Genomic DNA, 14,086 nt, shown 5'->3' on the forward strand with positions numbered 1-14,086 from the left:
TTCTTTGCCTGGATTGGACAGGTTTTCTGGCCTGAATGGGACTCCCTTTTGGGGACCGCCATTTAAAAGACACCACCGAACAAATGTGGGAGGGGGCTTGCCCCCGATGGCGGTGTGTCAGTCTCAGTATCTGTAACTGAGCCACTGCCATCGGGGGCGAGCCTCTGTCGGAATGGGATGTTGTTTATGTAGGCAATTTCTTTACTTTGATTGGGCAGGTTTTCTGGCCTGAGTGGGATGCCAATTTCAGCACCCCTCACTGCCAACAAGGACCGGCACATGGCCGTACCGTTAATGCCGCCTGGTGTTTCACTTCTAGAAAATATGGCAATAGCCAAATGCAAGCGTGTTCATCTCCAGTCAGGCTCGGCGTTCGCCTACTCCTGGTTTTATTCTCAGGTCAGAGCTGCCGGGCCATGGAACTACAAGAAGCGAGGGCGCCAATACGAGGCTTTTGGTAACTTCAATTACGGTGCAACTGGTACGGTGTTGGGCAGTCCTGAGCACGTGTTGCTGCGCGCCGCTGGTGTTGCTCAGACCATCGCAAAAACCACCCATCCGGATTTTGGATCATGGTGGGGAGGTGATCCTTTTGGTGATGACCCGCGAGATCAATATTGGATAAGGAGAGGTATTGAGTATGCGATTTCTCAAGGCCACTGAAGGCTTCATACCGATCCTGCGTAACTGCCTGTTAGTGGTCTGCCTGATTTATATCGCGGGCAGTTGGGTCATGTCGCCCGGGACACCGGATCTGGATGAGGTGGTGTTGAAACATTCCTTGGGCAACGGCACCTCAATCTACGGCGCGCGGGATGGGCAGGGTGGTGCGACGGTGGGCTTTTCCTACAGGTACTACGTTCATAAGGACCTGGGGAGTGATCAGGAAATACTCACAGGGTTGGTGTCGGCTCATCCATTTCTGAAAACCAAAGAACCCGATGTGCAAGTAAGTGAGCATGAGGGCGTGCTTCGGTTGGATATTCAGGGGGGCGTGTATGAGTACAACAGCTACGCCCTCGAAGGTCTTGGAGCGGTCAAGGTGGTGATGGAGTTGTGATGAGTCAGCGTTCGGATTCTTCCTGCAATATTTTGCGCCCTGCATGAACGTGTCGCTCGCAGCGCGCAATCATGCTCGGAATCCAGCAAATGGCGGCTTTGGGGCAGTTGCTGGTCGACAGAGCGCGGGATCAAGTCAGCCCTTCTCCAGCATCTTGAAACGTTCCCAAACAGCGACTGATCACTCCCTTTTGGGGACCGCTATTTAAAAGACATCACCGAACAAATGTGGGAGGGGGCTTGCCCCCGATGGCGGTGTGTCAGTCTCAGTATCTGTAACTGAGCCACTGCTATCGGGGGCGAGCCCCCTCCCACACAGGTTAGCGCTCGTCTTCAGAGCTCAATCAATCCGCTGCTCCCAATGCTCGGCCTGCCACACGTCGTAGGCGCTCGCCCGCACCCTGACTGCCAACCACTGCCGTCATAGCCGATTGGCAGAAGATGTGACTGCCAACGCATCTGCCATCTTCGTGCTCGAATAGTTAAGTATTTGTTATCAATCAATAAAAAACACATTTCCGCTCTTGGCATGGCGCGTGCTAACTGCCTGGTCATGGCCCGTTGCGATAAACGACGGCGGCGTTATCTGCCAATGGCAGTGCTGTGTGACGCATGTGCTTGCGGGCGGGATAAAGTTCCAACATTGAGTGCTGACGATATGACTGAACTATTGAGTACCGTGCATAAGAACAACACCAGTACTTATCTCCAGTTAGGGGGAGAGGCGGGTATCCATAAACTGGTCGACCGCTTTTACGAATTGATGGAGGTGCTGTGCGAGGCGCGAAGAGTGCGCCAGATGCACCCGCCGAGTCTTGCCGGCAGCGCCGACAGTCTATTCAAGTTCCTGAGTGGCTGGCTTGGCGGCCCGCCACTGTTTCAACAGGAACGTGGCCACCCGCGTTTGCGCATGCGACATGCGCCCTTTGCAGTCAGTATTGTCGAGCGCGACGAATGGATGCTGTGCATGCGTCAGGCAATCAACGAGCAGGTGGATGACGCAGTCCTGAATGCGAAGCTGCAACGTATGTTTTCCGAAATGGCCGACCACATGATTAATACCGATGGCAGCCGCGCAGGTGTTGCGGCGCCGCTTTGAACGTCGGCTAACTCTCCCAACTGGAGGCTTCCCAAATACCATGATTAAAACTGCCCACGATCTTGTAGTAGACGCTAAAGCCCGTATCGAAGAAGTTGCCATCGAAGACGTTGACCTGGCTATCCAGAATGCGGATGTACTTATTGATGTACGTGAAGCCGACGAGTATGCCGCAGGTCATATCTTGGGCGCTGTGCATGCCTCGCGCGGAATGCTGGAATTTAAACTGTCCAACGATACCGCACTCAGTTCGCGAGACCTTAAGGTCGTGCTGTACTGCAAAACGGGGGGGCGTGCAGCACTCGCGGCTGTATCGCTGCTTGATATGGGCTACCTGCACGTAACATCGATCACCGGAGGGTTCGACGCATGGGTGAGTGCGCAAAAGCCGACGGTGGTTCCGCATTTACCTCGCTTCGAGTAGCGCCGTGGGCTGCTTTGGGGGGCACGTTGCTCCCCATTAGGCTTGACCCCGTGTCTGTCGTCGATTCATTACTCCAGCCGTAACGATTCGCCGCCCAGCTTGATTGATGCCCCTCTGAATCACTCCTAAGGTACAGCCCACGACAGCAAACCCGTGGAGCGACCATGACAACAATAATTACCCCCGACTCGCGCTGGACGCGGCGGCGCGACGAGAAGCAGCGGCGGCTCGGGCTGGTCAAGCAGTATGCGGATGGGGCCGTGCTGCCCAGCGACAAAATCGTCGAGGCCCTCGAAGCCCTGATCCTCCCCGGCGACCGCGTGGTGCTGGAGGGCAATAACCAGAAGCAGGCGGATTTCCTCTCGCGCTCCCTGGCCAAGGCTGACCCGGCCAAGCTCCACGATTTGCACATGATCATGCCCAGTGTCGGCCGGTCCGAGCACCTGGACCTGTTTGAAAAGGGCATCGCGCGCAAGCTCGACTTCTCTTTCGCCGGCACCCAATCCCTGCGCATCAGCCAGTTGCTGGAAGACGGCCTGCTGGAAATCGGCGCGATCCACACCTACATCGAACTCTACGCCCGGCTGGTGGTGGACCTGATCCCCAATGTGGTGCTCTCGGCCGGCTTCATGGCCGACCGCGCCGGTAATATCTACACCGGCGCGAGTACCGAAGACACCCCGGCGCTGATCGAGCCGGCAGCGTTCAGCGATGGCATTGTCATCGTGCAGGTCAATCAGTTGGTGGATGACGTCACCGACTTGCCCCGCGTCGACATCCCGGCCAGTTGGGTCGACTTCGTGGTGGTGGCCGACAAGCCGTTCTACATCGAACCGCTGTTCACCCGTGACCCGCGCCACATCAAGCCGGTGCATGTGCTGATGGCGATGATGGCGATCCGCGGCATCTACGAAAAACACAACGTGCAGTCGCTCAACCACGGCATCGGCTTCAATACCGCCGCCATCGAATTGATCCTGCCCACCTACGGCGAATCCCTGGGCCTGAAGGGCAAGATCTGCCGCAACTGGACCCTCAACCCGCACCCCACGCTGATCCCCGCCATTGAAAGCGGCTGGGTCGAAAGCGTGCATTGCTTCGGCACTGAACTGGGCATGGAACACTACATCGCCGCCCGCCCGGATGTGTTTTTCACCGGCCGCGACGGTTCCATGCGCTCCAACCGCATGTTCTGCCAACTGGCCGGCCAATACGCGGTGGACCTGTTTATCGGCGCCACCCTGCAAGTCGACGGCGACGGGCATTCCTCCACGGTCACCCGCGGGCGCCTCGCCGGTTTCGGCGGCGCACCGAACATGGGCCACGACCCGCGTGGCCGCCGCCATGGCACCCCGGCCTGGCTCGACATGCGTCACGAGGATGCTCCCGAAGCACTCTTGGAGCGCGGCAAAAAGCTCGTGGTGCAAATGGTCGAGACGTTCCAGGAAGGCGGCAAACCGACCTTCGTCAACACCCTCGACGCGGTGGAGGTGGCGCGCAAAAGCGGCATGCCCCTGGCACCGATCATGATCTACGGTGACGACGTCACCCACTTGCTCACCGAAGAAGGCATCGCCTACCTGTACAAGGCGCGCTCCCTGGAAGAGCGCCAGGCGATGATCGCCGCCGTCGCCGGGGTGACCGCCATCGGCATGCGCCATAACCCCAAAGACACCGCGCGCATGCGCCGTGAGGGCCTGATCGCCTGGCCCGAAGACCTCGGCATCCGCCGCACCGACGCCACCCGTGAGTTGTTGGCCGCCAAGAGCGTGGCCGACCTGGTGGAGTGGTCCGGCGGTTTGTACAACCCTCCCGCCAAGTTCAGGAGCTGGTAAATGCGCGCCCTCAAACTGCACCCACTCAGCGTTGCCGAACGCCTGGCGGACCTGGCCGTCGACGCCCTGATCGACGAAGCCGACCTGTCGCCCAAACCGGCCCTGGTGGACCGTCGTGGCAACGGCGCCCACCGCGATTTGCACCTGGGCCTGATGCATGCCTCGGCGCTGTCGCTGTGGCCGATGTTCCTGGCAATGGCCGAAGCCGCCCGCGACATCGGTGAAGTCGGCTTGCCCCTGCGCGAAGCCCTCGGTCGCATCGGTCGTGAGGGTGAACAGGCGATGCTCGTCACCACCCTCGGCGTGAACACCCATCGCGGTGCGATCTGGGCCCTCGGCTTACTCACCGCGGCTGCGGCACTGGAACCCCAATCCCTTCACCCGAATGCCGTAACCCTGACAGCGGCAAAACTGGCCCTGCTCGATGATCGCCATGCCCCGCAACCCATGAGCCATGGCGCGCAGGTGGCGCAACGCTACGGCGCACGCGGTGCCCGTGAGGAAGCCCAACTGGGTTTCCCCTCGGTGCTGCAACGCGGCCTGCCGCAACTGCACCAAAGCCGCCAGCAACAGGCCGGTGAACAGAACGCGCGCCTGGATGCGTTGCTCGCGATCATGACCGACCTGGCCGACACCTGCGTGCTTTACCGCGCCGGCACTGCGGGCCTGCACGCCATGCAACACGGCGCCCAAGCGGTGCTCGACGCAGGCGGCAGCGCGACCCTGGCCGGTCGCCGCCATTTGCACGAACTCGACCAACAGCTGTTGGCCCTGAATGCCTCCCCCGGCGGCGCCGCTGACCTGTTGGCCGCCTGCCTGTTTATCGACCGCCTCGATGGAGCGTTTTGATGGAAACCTTATCCTTTGAATTTCCCGCCGGGCAGCCGCCCAAAGGTCGCGCGCTGGTGGGGTGTGTCGGTTCGGGCGACCTCGAAGTGCTGCTGGAACCGGGCACGCCCGGCATCCTGAGCATTCAGGTACAGACCTCGGTGAATGGCGCCGAACAGCGCTGGCAGCACCTGTTCGAGCGGATCTTCCAGGAGCACACGCCGCCCGCGTTGAACATTGATATCCACGACTTCGGTGCCACGCCCGGCGTGGTGCGCCTGCGCCTGGAACAAGGCTTCGAGGAGATCGGCCATGACTGACTTGCTCAGCAAACACAGCTTCGTCGAACTGGGCGCACGGCAGCGGGCCAAGGCCTTGTTGGACGCAGGTTCTTACCGTGAACTGGTCGACCCGTTCGAACGGGTCATGTCGCCCTGGCTCAGCCGTCAGGGCGTGGTGCCCCAGGCCGACGACGGTGTGGTGATCGCCAAAGGCAACATCGCCGGCAAGCCGGTGGTGATCGCCGCGATCGAAGGCAACTTCCAGGGCGGCAGCCTCGGTGAGGTCGGCGGCGCAAAAATCGCCGGCGCCCTTGAACTGGCGGCCGAAGACAACCGCAACGGCATCCCGACCCGCGCCGTGCTGCTGTTGGAAACCGGTGGCGTGCGCCTGCAGGAAGCCAACCTAGGCCTGGCGGCGATTGCCGATATCCACGCCGCGATTGTCGATCTGCGCCAGTATCAGCCGGTGATCGGCGTGGTGGCGGGCAGCGTCGGTTGCTTTGGCGGGATGTCCATCGCCGCCGGGCTGTGCAGCTATCTGCTGGTGACCCGCGAAGCGCGCCTGGGCCTGAACGGTCCGCAGGTGATCGAGCAGGAAGCCGGCCTGGATGAATACGATTCCCGCGACCGGCCCTTTATCTGGAGCCTGACCGGTGGCGAACAACGCTTCAACAGCGGCTTGGCCGACCGTTACGTGGCGGATGATGTCGCGCAGATTCAGCAGACCGTCAGCGCGCTATTGCAGCTCGGCTTGCCCGCTCAACAACGCAGTCGCCGCGCCGACTTCTATCTGGCGCGCCTGGCTGAACTGGACGCCGAACCGCAAATCGACCCGGCGACGGTTCGCGATCTGTATCAGGGAGAACGCTCATGAGAGGCTTGCAGTGGTTCAACGCGTTGAGTGCCGGCGCCCAACCCGTGGAAGGGTTGCCGGACTCGCTGAAAGTCGCCGATGGCGTATTGGGTGAACACAAGGTGCGCTTTATCGCCGTGGTCCCTGACGCGCAAAACCGCTTCCCCCGCGCACGCAATGGCGAAGTCGGCCTGCTCGAAGGCTGGGGGTTGGCCAAAGCCGTGGATGAAGCCATTGCGACCGGCGACCAGCGCCCGTTGATCGCCATCGTCGATGTGCCGAGCCAGGCCTATGGCCGTCGCGAAGAAGCCCTCGGCATCCATCAAGCCCTGGCCGCCGCGGTCGACAGCTACGCTCGGGCCCGTCTGGCCGGGCACCCGGTGATCGGGTTGTTGGTGGGCAAGGCCATGTCCGGCGCGTTCCTCGCCCACGGTTACCAGGCCAACCGCCTGATCGCCCTGCGCGACCCCGGCGTGATGGTTCACGCCATGGGCAAGGCCTCGGCGGCGCGGGTGACCCTGCGCAGCGTCGAAGAGCTCGAAGCCCTGGCCGCCAGTGTGCCGCCGATGGCCTATGACATCGACAGTTATGCCAGCCTCGGTTTGCTCTGGGAGACCTTGTCGGTCAGCCAGATTGAACAGCCGACGAAGGACGATGTGGCGCGGGTCAGCGATTGCCTGGTCAGTGCGATCAAGGATGTCGATGGCCGTGATTTGAGCGGTCGCCTGGGTGCGCCCCATCGCGCCGCCTCCAGCCATGTGCGCCAACTGCTGCGGGCGCAATGGTGAACGCCCACGACCTGCTCTGGGGCATGACCCCGGCGCATGTGCCTGCCGATGCGCCGGCCTGGGTGCTGGAGGCGCTCGGTGCCGGGCAGCCGGTGGTGGTCCGCCGCGCCATTGCGCAACCGGGCCTGGTGGCGGTCGGCGTGCGCGGGCGTTTGCGCGAGCAGCGTTTCGCCGCGCAGATGCCGCTGGCGCTGGTGCGGCGGCGCGTGACGCCGCAAGCCCTGCGCGGGGTGACATCGCCACGGGATTTGCCGGCATTGCGGGCGCTGGCTCAACTGCGGCCGCTGCTGGCGCAGAAGGATTGGGGCGTCAGCGGCAGTGCGGGTTTTGAATTGGCCACGGGCATCGAAGCGCTGCATGACGCCAGCGATCTGGATTTGATCCTGCACACCCCCGAGCCGCTGGGGCGACGCGACGCCGGGGACTTGCTGGCGATCCTGGACACGGCGGTCTGCGCCGTGGACCTGCAACTGCAAACCCCGTTTGGCGCCGTCGCCTTGCGCGAATGGGCCGGCTCGTCACGTCGCGTATTACTCAAAACCGCCAGCGGCGCGCACCTGGTCATCGATCCCTGGCAGGCGCTGATATGAGCAGCCTGCTGGTGTTTCCGGGGCAGGGCGCGCAACGCCCTGGCATGCTTCGGCATTTGCCCGCGTCGGTGCTGGACGAAGCCAGCGAGGCCTTGGCTGAAGACGTTCGCCCACTCGACTCTGCGCGGGCCTTGGTCAGTACCCGCGCTGTGCAGTTGTGCCTGTTGATTGCGGGTGTGGCCCATGCGCGCCTGTTGGCGCGCACGCCGGACTATGTGGCGGGTTTGTCCATCGGCGCTTACCCGGCGGCGGTGATTGCCGGTGCCCTGGACTTTGCCGACGCCGTCCGGCTGGTCAGCCTGCGTGGCGAACTGATGCAGCAGGCTTATCCACAGGGCTACGGCATGACCGCCCTGATCGGCCCGGATTTATCCACTGTCGAAACCCTACTGGCCGACATCCATAGCCCCGAAACCCCGGTGTACCTGGCCAATATCAACGCCGACAACCAGACGGTGATCGCCGGCAGCGATGAAGCGATGCAGCGTGTCGCCCAGCGCGTCAAAGGCAACGGCATCGCCAAGCGCCTGGCTGTCAGCGTGCCGTCCCATTGCGCGCTGCTGGAGCGCCCGGCCCAGGTGCTGGCTGAAGCGTTCGTCACGCTCAAGGCTCCGCGCCTCAGCTACTTGAGCAGCACCCGGGCGCGGCCGATCCGCGACCCTGCGCAACTGCGCGACGACCTGGCCTTCAACATGTGTCGCGTCGTCGACTGGCGCGGCACCGTGCAAAGCGCCTATGAGCGCGGCGTGCGCCTGCAGATCGAACTGCCCCCCGGCGCCGTTCTCACCGGCTTGTCACGCCGCGTGTTCGAACACGGCACGGTGATCGCCTGCGAAGGTGCGCGCCTGGACACCTTGCAGGCCCTGCTGGAAGAGGAGGAGCGCCGCCACCGATAAAGCACCACCCAAGGCTTTCGAAGCACAACAACAAAAAATCGATCGAGCACTTTGAGGACAACAACAATGATTATTTACGGTGTGGCATTGCTGGCGATCTGCACGCTCGCGGGCGTGATCATGGGCGACATGCTTGGCGTGTTGCTCGGCGTCAAATCCAACGTGGGCGGGGTGGGCATCGCGATGATCCTGCTGATCTGCGCACGGCTGTGGATGCACAAACGCGGCGGCATGACCAAGGATTGCGAAATGGGCGTCGGCTTCTGGGGCGCGATGTACATCCCCGTGGTGGTGGCGATGGCCGCGCAACAAAATGTGGTCACCGCTCTGCACGGCGGCCCCGTCGCGGTACTCGCGGCGATTGGTTCGGTGGTGGTGTGTGGTTGCACCATCGCGTTGATCAGCCGCACGCACAAGGGCGAACCGCTGCCCGATGAAGAACCGCTGATCACACCGACACCTGTCGTGGGAGGCCGCTGATATGTGGGCTCTCATTGAAAAGGGTTTGGAGCATAACGGCCTGGTCACTGCCTTTGCGTTCGTGGGCGTGGTGATGTGGATTTCTGTGGTGCTGTCCAAGCGTCTGACGTTCGGGCGCGTTCACGGCTCGGCGATTGCCATCGTGATCGGCCTGGTGCTGGCCTGGGTCGGCGGCACCATGACCGGCGGGCAAAAAGGCCTGGCGGATATATCGCTGTTCTCCGGCATCGGCCTGATGGGCGGCGCGATGCTGCGCGACTTCGCCATCGTCGCCACGGCGTTTGAAGTGCAAGCCACCGAAGCGCGCAAGGCCGGGATGATCGGTGTGATTGCGCTGCTGCTGGGCACGATCCTGCCGTTTATCGTCGGTGCAAGCATGGCCTGGGTGTTCGGTTATCGCGATGCGATCAGCATGACCACCATCGGCGCCGGCGCCGTGACCTACATCGTCGGCCCGGTGACCGGTGCGGCGATCGGCGCGACCTCGGATGTGATGGCGCTGTCGATTGCTACTGGCTTGATCAAGGCGATTCTGGTGATGGTCGGCACGCCGGTTGCGGCGCGTTGGATGGGCCTGGATAACCCGCGTTCGGCGATGGTGTTCGGTGGGCTGGCCGGTACGGTGAGTGGCGTGACGGCGGGGCTGGCGGCAACGGATCGGCGCCTGGTGCCGTATGGCGCGCTGACCGCGACGTTCCACACCGGGCTTGGCTGTTTGCTCGGGCCTTCGTTGCTGTACTTCATTGTGCGAGGGTTGGTGGGCTGACTTTGGGGTTTTGCGGTGATTGGGCTGGCGCTATCGGGGGCAAGCCCCCTCCCACATTGAAACGCACTCCAAATGTGGGAGGGGGCTTGCCCCCGATGACGGTCTGTCAGGCTGTCACCTGCCGATTGGCATACATCCGACATTCGGCCAACAACGCCAGCAAATTCGGATCACGCTCCTTGACCTTCAAGAACACCACCCCGATATGCTGCTGCAACCGATACCGGGGTTGCAGCGGTATCAGCTTCACGCGGTTCTCATACACCGCCGCAATCCGCCCCGGCAGCAGCGCATAACCGACCCCCGAACTGACCATGCTCAGCAGGGTGAAGATGTCATTGACCTGCATCGCCACCTTCGGCTCGAACCCCGCTTGCTTGAACACACGGTTGCCGTCCTGGTGGGTGGCGAAGCCTTGGGTGAGGGTGATGAACGTGGCGTCGCGCACGTCGGCCAGGTCGATCTGCTGGTCGCGGTCGAAGGGCGAGTCGGCGGGCGTGGCGAGGAAGATGTCGTCGGAGAACAACGCGATCTGTTCGCAATCGGGGTCGTTGGCGCGTTCGTCGAGGGAGATCAGGATCGCGTCGACTTCCATGTTCTTGAGCTTATACAGCAGGTCGAAGTTGGAGCCGAGGATCAGGTCGATGTTGAGTTCGCTGCGGCGCAGTTTCAGGCCCATGATCAGTTGCGGCACGGTTTTCACCGTCAGCGAATACAGCGAGCCGAGCTTGAAGCGTTCGGCGGAGAAGCCGGCGGCTTCGCGGGTCAGGCGGATGCTGTCGACTGCGTCCTGCACCAGCTTTTGTGCGCGCTCTTCGAGCACGTAGGCGCTTTCCAGCGGGGTGAGGTTGCGGCCTTCATGCTTGAACAGCGGGCAGCGCAGGGCGTTTTCCAGGGAGTGGATGGCGCGGTGTACGCTGACGTTGCTGGTTTGCAGCTCGGCAGCGGCGCGGGCCAGGTTGCCGGTACGCATGAAGGCCAGGAAGATTTCCAGCTTTTTGAGGGTGAACTCTTCGTCGATCAACATGGCCGTGGCTCTTGTTCGAATGCTGCCGATTGTGCCCGCAAAACCGTGCGGCGTCGCCGGAACGTCATAAGGCCCTTGCACTCTTATGCGCAAGGCGGGACGCTTGTCAGCCAGCGGTCAACGGTTACGGGAGGTCAGTGACAGATGTACCACGGGGAACGATTCAACGCCTGGAGCCATTTGCTCGGTGCAGTCGCGGCGTGTGTGGGCGCGGTGTGGATGTTGGTGGTGGCGAGCCTGGACGGCAGCCCCTGGAAGATTGTCAGCGTGGCGATTTATGGGTTTACGTTGATGGTGCTGTACAGCGCGTCGACGGTGTATCACAGCGTGCAGGGGCGGCGAAAAGCGATCATGCAGAAGGTCGATCACTTTTCGATCTACCTGTTGATCGCCGGCAGTTACACGCCGTTTTGCCTGGTCAGTTTAAGAGGGCCGTGGGGCTGGACGTTGTTCGGGATCGTGTGGGGGCTGGCGGTGATCGGCATTCTGCAGGAGATCAAACCGCGTTCTGAAGCACGGGTTCTGTCGATCGTGATCTATGCGGTGATGGGCTGGATCGTGCTGGTGGCGGTCAAGCCGCTGATCGCCGCGCTGGGCACGGCGGGGTTTATCTGGCTGGCGGCGGGCGGGGTGTTGTACACCGTCGGCATTATCTTTTTCGCCCTGGAGGATCGCCTGCGGCATTCCCATGGGATCTGGCATCTGTTTGTGATCGGCGGCAGTTTGCTGCATTTCGTGGCGATCATGCATTACGTGCTCTAACGCACGACGCGGTCTAAAAAATGTGGGAGGGGGCTTGCCCTCGATGGCGGTGTGTCAGTTGGCAAATATGCTGGCTGAACCACAGCCATCGGGGGCAAGCCCCCTCCCACATTGGTTCTTCAGAGAGGTTGAGGGCGCTGACTACAGGCGTTCGAGCAGCTCCCGGGCACGTTCACCGAAGATCTGCAGCAGGTTGGCCAACATGTGCGGCGGCGGTTCGTCGGCGCGGGTCAGGGCGTACAGGGTGATCGGCAGCGGCGGTGTGAGCGTGCGGATGCAGGTGGTCGCCGTCGACGCGCCGAGGGCGGTGAAGGGGTCGATGACGGTCAGGCCGGCGCCGGATTCCACCATCGCGCGAGCCAGGGAGTAGGTCTGCACCGAGAGGCTCACCCGTGGTGGCGGGTCGACTTTCTCCAGGTAACTGTCGAGCTTTGCCGCCAACGGGTCGGCGCTGGACAGGCCAATCAACGGCGCTCCCGCCAGCTCCGCCAACGGCAGCGGCTGGCGGGTTTGCGCGTCGCTCCAATAGCCCTTGGACGCCAGCGCGACCAAGGCTCCGTTGGCCAGCACTTGGGTGGTGAGCCCCGGGTGGCCGGCGAAGTTGAGGGTCAGCGCCAGGTCGATTTCGCGCATCAACAGCTTCTGCACCAACTCGCGGCTATGGTCGCTGGACAGTTCGCAGGCGATGTCCGGGTAAGCGCGCTTCCACTGCAGAATCGCCGGTGGCAGCAACGACAGCGCCAGCGCCGGGATCGCGCCGATCCGCACACTCTGCGCCGGCGACCGGCGCAGACTCTTGGTCAGGCGCCTTACGCCTTGCAGGCTTTCGCTGACTTTCTCGACTTCGCGTTCCAGTGCCAGGGCTTCCGGCGTGGGCTGCAATTTGCCGCGCACGCGTAGAAACAGCGGGAAGCCCAGTTGCAACTCGGCGTGCTGCAACACTTTGCTCACCGCCGGCTGCGAGACGTGCAGCAATTGCGCGGCGGCGCTGATGGAGCCGGTCTGGCGGATGGCCTGGAAGATTTCGATATGACGCAAGCGCATGGCGAGTCCATAACCTTTGCTTATAGGTGACCCATCTTTATTCATTGTCGCGGGCCTGTCACCTGCCCCTACGCTTGAGCCGTCTTATTCAACGGCGAGGAGCGGGGATGGCCAGGCAGGTTTGTATCATCGGGGGTGGGGTCATCGGCCTGGCAAGCGCCTACGCGCTGGTGCGCGCCGGGCATGACGTGACGCTGATCGACGCGCGCGACACCCTGGGCAGCGAAACCAGTTTCGCCAACGGTGGGCAGTTGTCGTATCGCTACGTTGCGCCGCTGGCCGATGCCGGCGTGCCGCTGCAAGCGCTTGGCTGGCTGCTGCGCGGTGATTCGCCATTGAAGCTGCGCCCGCGCCTCGACCCGCAGCAATGGCGCTGGATGGCGGCGTTCCTCGGCGCCTGCCGTGGCTCGGTGAACCGGCGCAATGCCGCCCACTTGCTGCGCCTGGCGAGCCTGAGCCAGGCCACCTTGGAGCAGTGGCGCGAGGATGATCGCCTGGACGGCTTCGACTGGCGGCGCAACGGCAAGCTGGTGACGTTTCGCAACGCCGACACCTTCGAGCATGCGCGCCGCAAGGTCACGGATATCCTGCAACAGCAGGTGCTGTCGGCGGCCGATTGCACCCGCCTGGAGCCGGCGCTGGCGAGCGGTGGTTTTGTCGGTGGGATCTACACGCCGAACGAGGAAGTGGCCGATTGTCACGCCTTCTGCCAACGCCTGGCGGCGCGCCTGCAAGCGTCGGGGCATTGCCGCTTCTTGCTGGGGCGCAAGGTCACCGGGATCCGTCACAGCGCCGGTGCGGTGCAGGCCATCGAGTTGGGCGAGGAGGTGATGCCGGTCGAGCAACTGGTCCTCGCCGCCGGGCATCGCAGCGCTGAGTTGGGGTTGCCGGGGCTGGCGCTGCCGCTGTATCCGCTCAAGGGCTACAGCCTGAGCGTGCCGATTGGCGCGCAGCATCGGGCGCCGAATGTGAGCATCACCGACTACGACCGCAAGATCGTGTACGCCCGGATCGGCGAGCAATTGCGGGTGGCGGCGATGGTCGATATCGTCGGTTTCGACGCCGGCCTCGAGCCCAAGCGGCTCGCGTTGATCAGGCGCCAGGCGGTCGAGACATTCCCCTTGGCCGGCGACTACGCCCACGCGGTCGAATGGGCCGGCATGCGTCCCGCCACGCCGACCGGGGTGCCGCTGATCGGCGCCAGTGCCTATCGCAACCTGTGGCTGAACCTGGGCCATGGCGCGCTCGGTTTTACCCTGGCCTGCGGCAGCGGCCAACTGCTGGCCGAACTGATCGGCCAGCACATGCCATCAATTGATATGCAGGGCCTGGCGCCCCGCGCCGCTTGAATCGT

General features: G+C 62.9%; 17 protein-coding genes and 1 pseudogene. 16 read left to right on the forward strand and 2 right to left on the reverse strand.

All coding sequences use genetic code 11. The annotated features are described in order from the left end of the window. Positions 1-279 precede the first annotated feature (279 nt). The 14 genes and pseudogenes from ACVWZP_RS22710 to madM all read left to right on the forward strand — a co-directional run bounded on the left by ACVWZP_RS22710 (position 280) and on the right by madM (position 9,899). Positions 280-663, forward strand: coding sequence for a polymorphic toxin type 44 domain-containing protein (locus ACVWZP_RS22710; protein WP_082643803.1), 384 nt, complete (start codon positions 280-282; stop codon positions 661-663). Further along, complete coding sequence (locus ACVWZP_RS22715; RefSeq protein WP_046381766.1) at positions 641-1,060, forward strand: hypothetical protein; 420 nt, start codon at positions 641-643, stop codon at positions 1,058-1,060. The genes ACVWZP_RS22710 and ACVWZP_RS22715 overlap by 23 nt, the downstream gene beginning before the upstream one ends. A 56-nt stretch (positions 1,061-1,116) precedes the next feature. Beyond that, positions 1,117-1,218 (forward strand): annotated as a pseudogene (locus ACVWZP_RS22720) (DUF6124 family protein); the annotation flags it as partial. A gap of 499 nt (positions 1,219-1,717) precedes the next feature. Next, positions 1,718-2,158, forward strand: a complete 441-nt coding sequence (locus ACVWZP_RS22725; protein WP_017844991.1) for a group II truncated hemoglobin — start codon at positions 1,718-1,720, stop codon at positions 2,156-2,158. Between the two features lie 43 nt (positions 2,159-2,201). Next, the gene (locus tag ACVWZP_RS22730; protein WP_046385155.1) at positions 2,202-2,582 is read left to right on the forward strand and encodes a rhodanese-like domain-containing protein; all 381 of its coding nucleotides are present in this window, start codon (positions 2,202-2,204) and stop codon (positions 2,580-2,582) included. Between the two features lie 164 nt (positions 2,583-2,746). Next, the gene (gene mdcA, locus ACVWZP_RS22735; protein ID WP_046381767.1) at positions 2,747-4,417 is read left to right on the forward strand and encodes a malonate decarboxylase subunit alpha; all 1,671 of its coding nucleotides are present in this window, start codon (positions 2,747-2,749) and stop codon (positions 4,415-4,417) included. Further along, positions 4,418-5,266: a triphosphoribosyl-dephospho-CoA synthase gene (locus ACVWZP_RS22740; protein WP_411220677.1), complete on the forward strand. Its 849-nt coding sequence runs from the start codon at positions 4,418-4,420 to the stop codon at positions 5,264-5,266. Then, positions 5,266-5,565, forward strand: a complete 300-nt coding sequence (locus tag ACVWZP_RS22745) for a malonate decarboxylase subunit delta (protein WP_046381769.1) — start codon at positions 5,266-5,268, stop codon at positions 5,563-5,565. Before ACVWZP_RS22740 ends, ACVWZP_RS22745 begins: the two co-directional genes overlap by 1 nt. Continuing rightward, positions 5,558-6,400, forward strand: coding sequence for a biotin-independent malonate decarboxylase subunit beta (locus ACVWZP_RS22750; RefSeq protein ID WP_322246885.1), 843 nt, complete (start codon positions 5,558-5,560; stop codon positions 6,398-6,400). The genes ACVWZP_RS22745 and ACVWZP_RS22750 overlap by 8 nt, the downstream gene beginning before the upstream one ends. After that, positions 6,397-7,167, forward strand: coding sequence for a biotin-independent malonate decarboxylase subunit gamma (gene mdcE / locus ACVWZP_RS22755; RefSeq protein ID WP_046381771.1), 771 nt, complete (start codon positions 6,397-6,399; stop codon positions 7,165-7,167). The genes ACVWZP_RS22750 and mdcE overlap by 4 nt, the downstream gene beginning before the upstream one ends. After that, positions 7,161-7,757: a malonate decarboxylase holo-ACP synthase gene (locus ACVWZP_RS22760; protein WP_457370171.1), complete on the forward strand. Its 597-nt coding sequence runs from the start codon at positions 7,161-7,163 to the stop codon at positions 7,755-7,757. Before mdcE ends, ACVWZP_RS22760 begins: the two co-directional genes overlap by 7 nt. Then, positions 7,754-8,653, forward strand: a complete 900-nt coding sequence (mdcH, locus tag ACVWZP_RS22765) for a malonate decarboxylase subunit epsilon (RefSeq protein WP_169863669.1) — start codon at positions 7,754-7,756, stop codon at positions 8,651-8,653. The genes ACVWZP_RS22760 and mdcH overlap by 4 nt, the downstream gene beginning before the upstream one ends. A 66-nt stretch (positions 8,654-8,719) precedes the next feature. Next, on the forward strand, positions 8,720-9,133 hold the full coding sequence (madL, locus tag ACVWZP_RS22770; RefSeq protein ID WP_017844982.1) for a malonate transporter subunit MadL: 414 nt from the start codon (positions 8,720-8,722) through the stop codon (positions 9,131-9,133). Position 9,134: 1 nt separating this feature from the next. Next, positions 9,135-9,899 (forward strand): malonate transporter subunit MadM, encoded by a 765-nt coding sequence (gene madM / locus ACVWZP_RS22775; protein ID WP_017844981.1) that lies wholly within the window; start codon positions 9,135-9,137, stop codon positions 9,897-9,899. 106 nt (positions 9,900-10,005) lie between these two features. Here madM and ACVWZP_RS22780 read toward each other — a convergent pair whose 3' ends face one another. Next, positions 10,006-10,926: a LysR family transcriptional regulator gene (locus tag ACVWZP_RS22780; RefSeq protein ID WP_457370172.1), complete on the reverse strand. Its 921-nt coding sequence runs from the start codon at positions 10,924-10,926 to the stop codon at positions 10,006-10,008. 144 nt (positions 10,927-11,070) lie between these two features. On the opposite strand from ACVWZP_RS22780, the gene trhA reads away from it, so the two are divergent. Next, on the forward strand, positions 11,071-11,688 hold the full coding sequence (trhA, locus tag ACVWZP_RS22785) for a PAQR family membrane homeostasis protein TrhA (RefSeq protein WP_017844979.1): 618 nt from the start codon (positions 11,071-11,073) through the stop codon (positions 11,686-11,688). A gap of 141 nt (positions 11,689-11,829) precedes the next feature. On the opposite strand, the gene ACVWZP_RS22790 is transcribed toward trhA, so the two are convergent. Beyond that, positions 11,830-12,732, reverse strand: a complete 903-nt coding sequence (locus ACVWZP_RS22790) for a LysR family transcriptional regulator (RefSeq protein ID WP_457370173.1) — start codon at positions 12,730-12,732, stop codon at positions 11,830-11,832. Positions 12,733-12,839: 107 nt separating this feature from the next. On the opposite strand from ACVWZP_RS22790, the gene ACVWZP_RS22795 reads away from it, so the two are divergent. After that, positions 12,840-14,081 (forward strand): D-amino acid dehydrogenase, encoded by a 1,242-nt coding sequence (locus ACVWZP_RS22795; protein ID WP_079444862.1) that lies wholly within the window; start codon positions 12,840-12,842, stop codon positions 14,079-14,081. Positions 14,082-14,086 lie beyond the last annotated feature (5 nt).

Source organism: Pseudomonas sp. TE36184 (assembly GCF_054060055.1).

Excerpts from the sequence above, each read along its gene's own strand:
- ACVWZP_RS22715 (WP_046381766.1), top strand. The coding sequence starts at position 641 with ATGCGATTTCTCAAGGCCACTGAAGGCTTCATACCGATCCTGCGTAAC.
- ACVWZP_RS22745 (WP_046381769.1), top strand. The coding sequence starts at position 5,266 with ATGGAAACCTTATCCTTTGAATTTCCCGCCGGGCAGCCGCCCAAAGGT.
- mdcE (WP_046381771.1), top strand. The coding sequence starts at position 6,397 with ATGAGAGGCTTGCAGTGGTTCAACGCGTTGAGTGCCGGCGCCCAACCC.
- madM (WP_017844981.1), top strand. The coding sequence starts at position 9,135 with ATGTGGGCTCTCATTGAAAAGGGTTTGGAGCATAACGGCCTGGTCACT.
- ACVWZP_RS22760 (WP_457370171.1), top strand. The coding sequence starts at position 7,161 with ATGGTGAACGCCCACGACCTGCTCTGGGGCATGACCCCGGCGCATGTG.
- ACVWZP_RS22740 (WP_411220677.1), top strand. The coding sequence starts at position 4,418 with ATGCGCGCCCTCAAACTGCACCCACTCAGCGTTGCCGAACGCCTGGCG.
- ACVWZP_RS22790 (WP_457370173.1), bottom strand. The coding sequence starts at position 12,732 with ATGCGCTTGCGTCATATCGAAATCTTCCAGGCCATCCGCCAGACCGGC.
- mdcA (WP_046381767.1), top strand. The coding sequence starts at position 2,747 with ATGACAACAATAATTACCCCCGACTCGCGCTGGACGCGGCGGCGCGAC.
- madL (WP_017844982.1), top strand. The coding sequence starts at position 8,720 with ATGATTATTTACGGTGTGGCATTGCTGGCGATCTGCACGCTCGCGGGC.
- mdcH (WP_169863669.1), top strand. The coding sequence starts at position 7,754 with ATGAGCAGCCTGCTGGTGTTTCCGGGGCAGGGCGCGCAACGCCCTGGC.
- ACVWZP_RS22750 (WP_322246885.1), top strand. The coding sequence starts at position 5,558 with ATGACTGACTTGCTCAGCAAACACAGCTTCGTCGAACTGGGCGCACGG.
- ACVWZP_RS22710 (WP_082643803.1), top strand. The coding sequence starts at position 280 with ATGGCCGTACCGTTAATGCCGCCTGGTGTTTCACTTCTAGAAAATATG.
- ACVWZP_RS22725 (WP_017844991.1), top strand. The coding sequence starts at position 1,718 with ATGACTGAACTATTGAGTACCGTGCATAAGAACAACACCAGTACTTAT.
- ACVWZP_RS22795 (WP_079444862.1), top strand. The coding sequence starts at position 12,840 with ATGGCCAGGCAGGTTTGTATCATCGGGGGTGGGGTCATCGGCCTGGCA.
- trhA (WP_017844979.1), top strand. The coding sequence starts at position 11,071 with ATGTACCACGGGGAACGATTCAACGCCTGGAGCCATTTGCTCGGTGCA.
- ACVWZP_RS22780 (WP_457370172.1), bottom strand. The coding sequence starts at position 10,926 with ATGTTGATCGACGAAGAGTTCACCCTCAAAAAGCTGGAAATCTTCCTG.